Origin of the sequence: Parasphingorhabdus sp., assembly GCF_049667325.1 — a bacterium.
Classification (GTDB): domain Bacteria; phylum Pseudomonadota; class Alphaproteobacteria; order Sphingomonadales; family Sphingomonadaceae; genus Parasphingorhabdus.
In genome coordinates this window covers 1-11,938 of sequence record NZ_JBATHY010000287.1, presented here as the reverse complement: position 1 = coordinate 11,938, position 11,938 = coordinate 1, and the positions used below count along the sequence as shown (strand labels likewise).

Below are 11,938 nucleotides of genomic sequence, written 5' to 3'. Positions count from 1 at the left end.
ACCAGGCGGTGGTCCGCCTCCACCCGGCGGTCCGCGCCTGACGGTGGCGTCACAGCTTTGCGCGCCGCCCTCAAAGGAGCACCCCTGCTGGGCGGTTAAACAACCGAGTATCTGGTTAGATCCCGCCGCGCCCGCATGATAATGATAGCCAAATTCCGCAGTGCTGTGACCCTGACAACTATCGAGGCTAGCTGGCGAATTGCCATTGCTCAGCTTGTGGGCGAGGATCTTGTATCCATCCATCGCCAAGCCAATCACCGGTGCGTCGCTATTGTTTGACACCTTTGAGGATTTATCGACGAGGCAATCGGTCACGGCATGATAATGATAGCCAACGTGCAAATTCACATGCCCGCCGCAATCATCAAACGGAGCAAGCGTATGCGCGGCCAATATCGCGTCAGTGGGAGCCGGGCCGTCGAGCCTGACGCCGTTTATGGCCACGCCCGCACCGCCCCGTGCCCGCGAGCTGGCATTTGCTGCAACGGGCCTTAGGGGAATGACATATGTAACGCTGCTACTCTCGGGCATGTAATCCAGCCGGCACTCGACGCAGTGGTTCTGGTATTTTTCGTCCACGTCTGGCCGAGCGGCGGCTGCACATTTTTCTTTGGTATCGGTCACGTTGATCTTGCCGGTGGAGACATCGTACATCTGCCATTTGTCGTCTTTGTAGAAATTTTTGAGGTCCGCGATAAACTTCCCGTCGGCGTCATAAACCTTGCCTTCATTCAGCCATATCCCCGACTTATCCGGGCCGTCACTGATATTGCGCGGACACCAGGGACCGGGGGTATAATTGGTCGGCTCCGGCTTCACGGTGATCGAGAAGCAAGTTGTTTTCGCGCCTTCGGATAATGTGCATTCAACCAACGACGGCTCGCCGACAATATTGGCACCGTCAAACAATTCTGAAGCCGCCTGCAAGTAGCTTTCGCGTTCAGCAGCCGACAGCGTTTCCAACGGGTCCGGCGAAAAATCGGACGGTGCTGTTGAATCTATACTGCACGATGCCAGTACGAGCGATGCTAGTAGCGGTAGGGTTCGTTTGATCATTTTTTGCTCCCGTCATTTGCCGGTCAGGATATCACACCCGCTTTGCTCGCCGGAGATATAATATCGCTCCGGAAGCAGGAATCAATGCAAGCAGGAAAAGCCATTGATCATGCCCGCCTGAAGTTTGTTTTTTTTCTTCGTCAACAGGTTCTTTCGAACTTGCTTTGGCAGGTTTGAAAAATCGGTGCTCGCTGTTTTTCGGGGTAAGAACCGCAACTTCCTGCGCGTCGTCCATTGTGGCGCGCAGTGCCATCCTGCCTTCGCCGTCACGAGTCCCGAACAGGTCGGTTTTTACCACCGGATTACGCGGGGTTTCATCAAATTTGACGCGGTGTAGTATCACCACATAGTCGCTATGATGATGGTCTCCATCGGTTTGCGGCGACATCACCATCAGCATGAAACCGGTTCCGGGCGTGCCATTGTTAGTTACGGTGAAGCGGGAGGTGAACTGTTGCTTGATCAGCTCTTCATGCGTCTGGATTTCCTGCGTGGAGAGCTCCCCGTCGCCATTGTCATCGATACCCACCAAAGCCGATGCCGGGACGGACACCACGAAATTGGCGGTGTCATCGACAATCTTCATTGTGGCATTCTGCTTGGGTAGCAGATGTGCTTGAGCCGTCGCCGATGTCAGCAGCAGGAAAATGAATAGAGCTGTTCGAGTGATCATTGTGGTGGCCGCCCGCCGCCGCGTTCGCCGCGACCGCGTCCTCTGCCCCGGCCTTCACCGCCTTGGCCTCCGGGCCGGCGCACTTCCGGTTGGCTGTCGATCGAGCCTTTCACACAGCGCTGGATATAGGGATAAGCGTCAGTGGCATAGTAATGATAAATGCCCTGCGGGAAATCCGGGGTCGCGCCAAAACGGCCATTGCACTGGTCGAGATCACCCAGTCCTTCGACAAATTCCCAGTCCTGCATAAACGCGCCCATTGGCACGATGGCGGCCGACGGCCGTCCCGTATCAGGGGTCTGTTTGAGCCGGTAACTGGGCTGCATCTCTTTAAGCGCGCCCATCATCACACCCGGATTGGGATATCCGTAACGCGCATAAACTGGAAAACCGTCTGCCGCCCAGCCGATCATGGCCATTTCCTTGCCAGCCTTCGCCGCATCGGACATCATGTTCACCGGCACGCCGTGATAGTGATAGGAGCCGGTTGGCTGCACATGGGCGTTATTCATATCCTCGCCAAAATCGAATATATCCTGTCCGAGCGCCTCGATATTCCAGCGACCACCGGAACCGGGGCCCAGCGGACATTGCTGCGGATCGGTAATATCATCCTTGCAGCTGCCGCCGGTTCCCGGATCGAACTTGATCCCGTTGAGACCCATGACCGGTTCCTTCACCCGCCCGCCCGGGCCGGAATATGTAACCGGCGATGTAGTGGCCGTAAAACGCACCTCTTGTTCGGATATTTTGTTTGGATTGGCCGGATTGGGAAACTGGCCGACTGCATGATCCGGGACACCATTGGCGGTTAGAAGCCGCTGGCCACGGTCACAGGACCATTTTGCCTTGCTGCTCAACCCAATCTGTTGGTTTGTTGCGTTGACCGAGTAGTCGCATAGGATGCCCGACGTATATGCCTGCGTAGAGGAAATTTGCGAGCCGCTATTGGACTCTCCCATCGGCGGGCCACCTGCACCGCCAGGGCCACCACCCCCGGGTCTGCCACCTGGTCCTCCGGCTGGGACACAAGCAAGCGGACGTCCTTCTGGCGCAAAACAGCTACCTGTGACCGTTTCGCCGTCCCGGTCTTGCGCTGAGCAAGCATCATTAGCCTGCTTTGCCACGCAGGCCTTTAGCATCGCCTCGGTTGGCGCGCCGCCAGCTCCACCTCCGCCTCTTTGCCCGCGAGGCGGGCCTTGCTGTGCACTAATCTGGGACGCTCCCAATATGGTGAGCGCAGTCGCTGCGCCAAATACTGTTGTCCAAAACGTTAGCTGTCGAGCTTGTTTCATATTAGTTGATATTCCCTTTCAAGCAGCGGCTCATATACGGATAGCTATCGGTGGCCATGTAGTAATAGATGCCGTTCGGAAATTCCGGCGTCACACCGGTGCGGCCATTGCAGTCATCGAGGTCGCCCGAGCCAGCCGAATATGTCCAGTCAGACAAAAACGCGCCGAGCGGAACCAGCGCAGTTGAAGGCCGCCCGGAATCGGCGACCGTGTCTTTGGCAAAGCTGCCCGTGCAGACTTTGAGCGCGGTGGTTGCATCCATTGCATCGGAATAACAAAAGCGACCATAGATCGGATAGCCATCACCAGCCCAACCAATCAGCACCATTTTTTTGTTGCTGTCGGAAGCGCCTGCATTGGTCAAAATGCCTTCGGGCATCCCGTGATAGTGGTAGATACCGCCAGGTTGAACATGCGCGTTGTTCATATCTTCGCCAAAATCGAATATATCCTGACCCAGTGCTTCTATGCGCCACTGATCAACCCCGCCGCCCAGATTGCATTGAGATGTTGCGGTTATGCTGCTCGCACAACTGCCGCCGGTGCCCGGATCAAATTTGACACCATTGCGCGCAAAGGCCGAAGCTCCGCCGGGGCCACCAATCTGGATGTTTGCTGTCCCCAACGTCGGCGTCAAAGTCATCGAGCCGCTGACCGTCTGGGCAGAAATCGTGTTCGGGTTGCCAGGGTTGGGAAAGGTGCCGACCGCATGATCGGGCAAGCCATTGGCGGTAAGGCTGCGGACCGTGCTGCTGCATGCCCAACTCCATGTCGCGGTCAACATTCCGGCCGCGCTGTAGTCGCCCATATAGCTTCCGCTATAGGGACAGTCGACGCTGGCAGTGGTGACCCCCGTAGGCGTCGGGGTCGGGCTGGGTGTTGGTGACGGGGTGGGTGTCGAGGTTCCGGGCAGCGTTATGCTCGTATCCGTGCCGCTGCTATCATCTCCGCCACAACCGGACAGCGCCAGTACCAACAGGCTTGATGTGGCCCACAGGGGCAATTTTTTTCCCAATTTGGTCAACCTATTTTTCCTCCATTCATAATATGGTCATGACGCAATATCTCAATTCCCATCGTAGTTCCGTTCATCAAACCATTGACGCATGATCGCCGCCTGACAGCCGCTGAACCCGAATGTTCCAACGACGGAACAACTGTTGGGACGACCGGATCTGGCCGCCTCGTCATGGGATGCGACAACCGAACTCCAGCTTTGTTCACCCGCCTCCTGTTTTGCGACTTCGCGAAGCTCCTTCGGGATGCGGTAACGCTCTGATTCAGGTCTCGTCGCGCAGACAACAATTTCGTCAGCTTCTGCCTCCGGGCATTTGTCTTCGCCATACGTTACGAGGACATTTATTCGCTCTGGCGTATTGATCTGGTCGGTAGTTTCTGCGCTGGCAGTGACGCAGACGAAACAGCCGGTCAGTCCGGTGACGAAAATTCTAACAAACATGGCACACTGCATGGATCCGACCTTTCAAATCATCTCGAGTCCCGACGAAAACCGACCGCTCAATATCAGAACTGTTACTCAACCTTCATTTTCGATTGCTGAACGCCGTTCCGATTCAATCGAACAACGATCAGACGCAAATAGTGGTGCCGCCGCATAGGCCCTCGGGGGAGGATCCGGTTTTGGCCATGGCAGCGGCACCTTCACCGCGAGCTGGCGTAGGGGACGCCAGCTTTGTCTGCGGTGTAACTCGTATTCATCAGGCCGACGCTAGAAACTGAACCTGAGAGAAAGTAACCCCTGAATTTCATCCTCGTCGACAATGTTAACTCCGCCGGAAGTAATACTCGCCTCCTGATAATTGACTCCGGCATTAAGCGAGAGGCCGCGACCAAGAGCATAAGCTGCGCCCAGCGATGCGGATTTTTCAGATTGACCGTCAACCTGACCGTAATGGCCTTCTGCCGAGAGCGTGAAATTGTTGATCTGCGTACGGGCACCGGCAGAGAGGAACCAGCGATCAGCATCGACCACCGACGACTCCATGCGTTCGTAACCTCCGCCCAGATCGAAAAGCGTGCTGCCATAGACAATCTCGCCCACCAGGCCGACACCCTTGGTGTCAAAACGGGTGGTCAGGTCGGAGGATGTATACCGCCCGTCGGCGATTCTTGCGGTCAGCCGGATATCATTCTTGTCGATCGGGCGCTGAAACGTTGCGCCCAGTTCAAAATCACCATTTTCGTCAACTGCTGCCGACAATATGCTAGGACCAAAGCGCCCGACATACGCGCCGCCCCACTCATCAAGACCGCCGTAGAAATTGTCAAAGGCAAGCGTGGCATTGCCCACACCGCGCGAACGGCGCGTCTGTTCACGCACCTGACCGGAAGTATTGCCGCCGATAAAAGTTCCAAAGCTGGTGCCGACAAAACCCGCAACATTGTCGCTATAGTCGTCCACGCCGTCGAAAACGCTGTTCGCGTCAGTGGCATATTGCCCGAAATAGGCGACCCCCAGAGTCCAGCGATTATCGAGTTGAGTCTCGGCGCTAATCTGGAAATTTCCGACAAATCCGATGCTGCTATCATCAGCCCCGTCAGCGCTTTTAATGTCAAGCGCGAAAGGTATGTCGACAAGGCCTGTAAGCGCGACGGTGACACCGCCGATATCCGTGGCCAGGGGTTCTTCGAGCGAGGACAGAGCGTCATAGTTCAGAGTGACTTCCTGCGCCTGAGCGGCGTTTGGAATCAGCACAACAAGGGCCGCCGCCGATCCGAAGAGCGGTGCTATTTTAAGTATTTTCATTGGGTTTATGCCTTTCGGAGGAACATCGTTTGGTGCGCATGGCGGGCGATTTGCCGGCCCGCTCTGTCCGCCGCGTCATGATCGGCTTTCCAGTGGACGCCGCCATAGAGACGGCTCCAGCCATTTTCTTCGGCGGCTTGCTCGAGATTGGTCCAGTGCCGGACCTTGCCTTTGAGCGAGGGCCAGAGAACCTGATCTGGCGATTCATGACTGAAGGTAACTTCATCGGTGCCAATCAACAATTTGGTCATCTCGACGCCGACAGCTCCGAAAGTAGAGTGGCCCGAGGTATAGCCGGGGAAATTTGGTGTCGGGATATAGCTTTCCCAATTGGCTTGCTCGACCATCCGCGGATCGTTGCTACCAAATTTGCTGCACCGGAATTTAATCGCCGTTTCCGGACGGATCACATCGTGGTGGAATTTGTTGTCCCACGCATTGATAGACGCATCGCACTGGGTTGCGCCCAGCAAAGCAAAGTTGCGCGCCATATCAAGAAAATCAAAACCGCGATCCTGCATGACCTGCATGGCGATATAGAGGAAGTGCCCGGGAGGGGTGATCCCCCATGGCCCATCTTCCCAAAATAGCGCGATCTCTGACTGATCCTCGGTACGCATGGTGCTGTCTTTTCCACCAAGTCTCCGGATCAGATCGAAATCTTCGGCAAATTCGGGGCTGGCCGGGTCAAGAAACGGGGCAGACCTAAATTGCGAACCGCTGGTCATTGTCCATGGCTTGATCTTGCCATGACCGGGAAACAGTCCGCGATCATAGCTGCCAACTGCCGGGCCAGGCCCTGCGCTATACGACGCACCGGTGGGCGTCCATTTGAGAACATCATTGCGACGTTCATACCGGCCCAGATAGTAGTTGGCTTTATGCGGTTCGGAACCATCATGGGTACGCATCTTGTTGATCGCCAGACCCACCTGACGACCCCACTTGACGCCAAGATCTTTGGCCTCGCCATCGGGAAAACGCTTTTTGAAACTAGCCCGCTCAAAAAGAAACGGCTGCTGGAAACATTCCGAGGCAACGGTGGCGAAGGCAACACCATAGGCGACCTCCGGATCAGCGCCTTGGGGCGCAGGGCCAAATCCATAGGGATCAGCATAGCGATCAATAATCGCGTTGGCGGCGACAAAGCCCGCCACCATTGGTCCGGCAAAATCGTAAGCTGCACGCGGCGGAGCCACGCGCTGATCGCGCACTTGCTGCATGGCGATGTCGACCCAGTGATAAACGGTGTTCTGGTTTTTTGGTTCGATGATTGCGGAGGCATAGCTGGAGCGCGAGCCAAAGGAAGCAGTCGAGCAAGCTGGCAATGCGGAAAATGCCGCTGCGGTGATCGTCGTGCCCAGCAATTGTCGTCTGTTCATTTGCATTCTAAACTCCATTGCTCGTGTCAGGGGACTGATTTCGTGCCCTTGCAAATACACGTCGCCACGGCGGTCAGAGACCCGCACAAGAAATTTAGAAATTTTTTTGGAAATTATCGAAACCGGCCTAATTCGGCGCGTTTTTAAAGGTCAATTTTTGCCGACAGGCGGATATTGAAGGGCCGCAAGGGTGTTTGCTGATCTTCCTGACGGATTTTGAACGGGTTTCCGAATGAAAACCGGTTGCCGCGCGTATTCGTAATATTATTGGCCTCAAGTCCGATTTCCCAGGATGGCTGGCGCCAGATCAGGGAAAGGTCAGCGCTTGCAAAATTGCCTTGCCTGACCTGTTGTGCTGCATCAATGTCGAGAACGGACTCCCCGGTATATTCAAGACTGCCAGCGGCAATCAGCTCGGAATTGTTGCCGATATCCCAATGATATATCAGGCCGAGCTGCGCCCCATAAGGCGGAATATTCGGCAGCATCGAACTGAGCAGTTCGTCTCTGGGCGTCACCCGCATCACGCGAGACTGGTTTAAAAAGAAAGCGCTGGAAAGTCTGAGATTGGCAGTCAGTTGAGTATCGGTTTGCATGGTCAATCCAAAAATATCCGCATCACCAATATTCCGGGTGATCGGAAATCCGATATTGTCAATGAGGTCACCTTGTACGTCGCGCCATTTCATGTAGCTCATAGCAAAGCTGAAATTCACGGGTGCGCCGGTGTTTAACCGACCCTTAAGTCCGGTCTCAAATGCATAAACTTTATCGGGATCAAATCGTGCTATTTGCGGATCTCCACCGGGTGTTCTCTCGATCGTGATCCCGCCGGTACGATATCCTTGCTGGTGGCGGATATAGGCAGATACGTCATCCGAAACACGCCAGGAAAGCGCGGCGACTGGCAAGAACCGCAGCGCATTGGTTTCCGAAGCAACATCATTTGTCGCCCCGAAGCTGCGCTCGGTATTGCCCTGCGAATATACCAGACGACCGCCGGCCATTACCGAAAGACTGTCATTGAACGCATGTTTGGCTTCTCCGAAAAGCGCATATTCGGATATTGTATAAACAATATTCGCGAATGGTGGTGGGTCATCGCCATTGAAATTGGTGACCAGCTGCTCGTAATCGTCCTGATGCCGCAGAGCGCTAAACCCGATCAACCATGATAGGGGATCGCCACGATTATCCGCAAGGCGCGTCTCGTGCGTGAACAGTTCGATTTCGCGGGTTTCATCATAGGCCTGTAGCGGGGGCGCATTTGGCCCTCCGCCGGAATCATAACGCGTGTCAAGATCGTGACTCACAATCCCGGTGCTCGATACAAGCCGCATATCTCCGATTGTACCGGCCATGGTCGCATTCAGACCCCAGATTTCTGCACCAAAAGGCTGCGCGATCGTGTTGTTTTGCGTCAAACCGGCGAACCGCGCGTCAATATAGTCCCCGTCGCGCGCTTCGGTTTTTTGCCCGAAACCCTGCACTTGCAAAGTCCAGTCAGATGATAGCTCGGAATGCAGCGCCAGACGACCTCCGGTAACCTCGCTCCGGTTGATATTTTCAAGCTCGCGCAGACTGTCATCGATATAGCCGCCTGACTGGCCCCTATATATCACGGCCCTTAGCGCTGCTGTTTCGGTTATCGGTACATTTGCCATGGCAGCGACGTCATAACCCTCCGCGCCGCCGCTGGTCGCCACTCCAGATGCCCAGATAGTTGCAGCAATGCCATCCAAATTCGGAACAGCCGGCGCCATCCTGAGAACGCCACCAATGGAGCCGGCACCGTAGAGCGTCCCTTGCGGGCCTTCCAGAATTTCCAGACGTTCCATATCATAAAGGCGCAGGTCAGGGTTTGACGCACTAAAGGTCAATCGCTGTTCGCCCAGATATAGTCCGATCGTCGACTGCGTCGGTCCGTTGAAGCTGCTGTCGGCAATACCGCGCACGAAGATTTTGTTCCGGCCCGACCCCAAAGCCGTGCCACTTGTAACGGGTATTTTGGACAGCAAATTGTCCAGCCCGCCAGCAGCTTCTCCTGTACTGACGCCCATGAGCGAAATGCTCTGGGCAGCGCCGGGATATTCGCGAAGCGTGTAATCCAGTTTCGTCGCGGTCACGACAATCGTCACCGGTTCTGGCGGTGGCGGGCGGGGCACGGCAACGGGTCTCGACTCTGCGCGCGCGGGCGGCACGTTGGGAACCGGCTGCGGTCTTACATTCCGACGCTCAATGCGAAACGTCCGGCTGTTTATTTGCCGCGCCTGATAGTCGGTGCCGTTTAATAACCGGCGCAGCGCGCTCGCAGCGATCATCTGCCCCTTTACGGCCGGTGTGCGAATGGAGGATAAATCACGGCTAGTCCCGACAACGGTGATATTTGCCTGCCTGCTCACGGTGCGCAAAGCGCTGCTGAGACGACCCGCAGGAATATCGATGGAGATTATGGTTTGTGCCTGAACGATATCGCATGGGCCGAGAACCAGGGCCATCAATAGAGCCACAGTCACGCATATTTTTTGAATGATGAAAAAAGTGGTTGTCTGAGGCATATGATGCCGGGGTTTAGGTTGTTAAACCTCGCCAAGCAATATTCAACTCGTCACAATCCACTATGCGTCACGTTGATCAAATCAACGATACTGGCATTTTCTGACCAGACCGTTGACCAGCAAGCGATGTGGCCGCTCCAAAATTTCCTTCGATACCGGCAGTCTCTTCGCCCAACCCGGAACGAACCACTTTGGCAATTCTGGAACGATATCCAAAAAGCATTATCCCGATGATTAGCATCGCTCCGATCAGAGTGAGGATGAAAAAGGCAGCGATAGCAAAAGTCAGCATGTCAACTTCCATGTAAAACCAAGACGAACCGATAGTTTTGCAGGATCTATAAATCGATGCAGGCGCTAGTCGCCGATGCGCCATCCTGATTCGGTTTTTTGGGCTGTCTCCCCCAAAACTGCCGCCACGTCGCTGATCACCGCTGCTTCGTCACTAGCCAAACTGATGACGCCGGTAATTTTTCGGTCAGACAATCGGCTTGCAACCGAGATGTTTGTGCCAAAATTGCGCTCGACATCGCCAATGACAGACTTGACGGTTCTGTTTTCAAAAACCAGCTGCTGATCTTGCCAGGCCAGCACGGCGTCTTGAGATATTTTGCTGCGTGTCAACGACCGGTTGTTCAATTGCATCTCGATTTGCTCGCCAGCCGAGACCAGAATTTTCTCTCGCTCCGGACCAATCATTACGGCGCCTTCGGTCACCGCAACGCGAAGCATGCTATTGTCGCGAATAACGTTAAACACCGTACCGTAATCCACGATTGTCAGGCCATCCACTTCCACCCGCAGCGCGCCCGGTCTCGGACTTTCAACACTGTAAGTTGCTTCGCCGCGCAGCATCCGGACGGTGGCTGCATCCTTGTCCAAAGCCAGTTCCGTATTGCCGTTCAAAACCATGGACACCGAAGAATTTATCGCAACCTCGCGAATCTCTCCATATTCGGTCTGCAAGGTTGCATATTGTGGAGATTGCGATCCGGGCCAGAAAATAATGGCGGCCAACAGCATTGCCGCCACAGCGCCAAATGCCGGCCATCTCGAAAACAGCCCAATCGGCTTGTTGTCATTGTCGGCGATTCCATCGTCAGCATGTATTTCCGCCAGTTCGGAACCAATCGCACCGAGATCTTCATCTGCCTCGACCGCGGCGTTATAGGCGGCCAAATGCCCCGGCGTTGTTTCCAGCCATTGGGCAAAATCCGCCCATTCGTGGTCCGGCATATCCGCATCGCGCTGCCGCAATAGCCAGCGCACGGCCTCCGCGTAGATATTGTCTGGAAAGGCATTATTTTCGTTCATATGAGATTCAGTCGCCACGCTCAGTCCAAACCCGCATCATTATTTTTGCGAAATTTATTTATCACCTGATATGCGCGCTGCAGATGCTTCTCGACCGCGCTGAGACTGATATTCTGGCGCCTTGCGATTTCCTTTTGCGTTATTTCGTTGATTCGACAGTCGATGAATATCTCCTTTGTCCTGTCTGGTAGCTTCTCAAGCTCGGACAATGCCAGCTTGAGCAGATCGCGCTCAATGGCGATTTTCTCCGGCGTCAAATTGTCGCGGCGTTCAGCGCTAAAATCGGAACCAGCCTCTGACCATAATGTGTCCCGCGCCAGTTTGCGCGTTGCCGATCGATGCGCGTCACGGGCGGTATATTCACACATTTTGTAGAGATAGGCCAATGGATTGTCGATCGGACCGGACTGGGTGCCGGTGGTTATTTTTATCCAGACATCCTGCAGCAAATCCTCGGCCAACCCGATATCCCGGGTACGGGCCGCCAAAAACCGCAGCAGCAACGCGCGATTATCTTCAAAAACCTGTGACAGGCCGCTTTTATTTTGCAGCAAAGGGAATTGTTTCGAGAATCATCTTGATGACATATTACTATGCGAGATCGAAATTACAAACAGGCACAAATGATTTGGCGGTGATACCTAGCCCCAAATCGGAAGTCTTTCTCTTTAGGTATTCCAATTGAGAAAAATGCGACACAAGCTAAACGAATGTCCGTTCTCACATTTTCTGCTGCTCAAAGCTGCCTGTCCGCTTCCCACCCATTTCCAGCCTTACAGCGCGCTCTGGCAAGGCGCCGATAGCGGACGGACATTAGGCAAAACCATAGTAAAATACGCGAGATAATGGGCCTAAATTGCTGGTATCGAAACATCTCCTCGGGATCCTAATAC

Annotated in this window: 11 protein-coding genes; all 11 read right to left on the bottom strand. The window is 54.7% G+C overall.

From position 1 onward, the window contains the following. On the bottom strand, positions 1-1,056 hold a 1,056-nt coding region (locus tag WBM93_RS12805; RefSeq protein WP_424432254.1), incomplete at its 3' end, for a YHYH protein. Between the two features lie 31 nt (positions 1,057-1,087). Continuing rightward, a complete protein-coding gene (locus WBM93_RS12800) occupies positions 1,088-1,729 on the bottom strand; it encodes a hypothetical protein (RefSeq protein WP_424432253.1) in 642 nt (213 codons plus the stop codon). Then, on the bottom strand, positions 1,726-2,589 hold the full coding sequence (locus tag WBM93_RS12795) for a YHYH protein (RefSeq protein WP_424432252.1): 864 nt from the start codon (positions 2,587-2,589) through the stop codon (positions 1,726-1,728). Before WBM93_RS12795 ends, WBM93_RS12800 begins: the two co-directional genes overlap by 4 nt. A 436-nt stretch (positions 2,590-3,025) precedes the next feature. After that, positions 3,026-4,048 carry a YHYH protein gene (locus WBM93_RS12790; RefSeq protein ID WP_424432251.1) on the bottom strand — a complete coding sequence of 341 codons (1,023 nt, stop codon included), beginning with the start codon at positions 4,046-4,048 and terminating at the stop codon, positions 3,026-3,028. A 42-nt stretch (positions 4,049-4,090) separates the two neighbouring features. Next, on the bottom strand, positions 4,091-4,483 hold the full coding sequence (locus WBM93_RS12785) for a hypothetical protein (RefSeq protein WP_424432250.1): 393 nt from the start codon (positions 4,481-4,483) through the stop codon (positions 4,091-4,093). 270 nt (positions 4,484-4,753) lie between these two features. After that, positions 4,754-5,791 (bottom strand): hypothetical protein, encoded by a 1,038-nt coding sequence (locus WBM93_RS12780; RefSeq protein ID WP_424432249.1) that lies wholly within the window; start codon positions 5,789-5,791, stop codon positions 4,754-4,756. 5 nt (positions 5,792-5,796) lie between these two features. Next, complete coding sequence (locus WBM93_RS12775; RefSeq protein ID WP_424432248.1) at positions 5,797-7,179, bottom strand: vanadium-dependent haloperoxidase; 1,383 nt, start codon at positions 7,177-7,179, stop codon at positions 5,797-5,799. A 137-nt stretch (positions 7,180-7,316) separates the two neighbouring features. Beyond that, on the bottom strand, positions 7,317-9,671 hold the full coding sequence (locus tag WBM93_RS12770) for a TonB-dependent receptor domain-containing protein (protein ID WP_424432247.1): 2,355 nt from the start codon (positions 9,669-9,671) through the stop codon (positions 7,317-7,319). Between the two features lie 136 nt (positions 9,672-9,807). Beyond that, on the bottom strand, positions 9,808-10,023 hold the full coding sequence (locus tag WBM93_RS12765) for a hypothetical protein (protein WP_424432246.1): 216 nt from the start codon (positions 10,021-10,023) through the stop codon (positions 9,808-9,810). Between the two features lie 65 nt (positions 10,024-10,088). Next, on the bottom strand, positions 10,089-11,045 hold the full coding sequence (locus WBM93_RS12760) for a FecR family protein (protein ID WP_424432245.1): 957 nt from the start codon (positions 11,043-11,045) through the stop codon (positions 10,089-10,091). A 20-nt stretch (positions 11,046-11,065) separates the two neighbouring features. Further along, positions 11,066-11,599, bottom strand: a complete 534-nt coding sequence (locus tag WBM93_RS12755; RefSeq protein WP_424432244.1) for an RNA polymerase sigma factor — start codon at positions 11,597-11,599, stop codon at positions 11,066-11,068. Between the last annotated feature and the right edge of the window lie 339 nt (positions 11,600-11,938).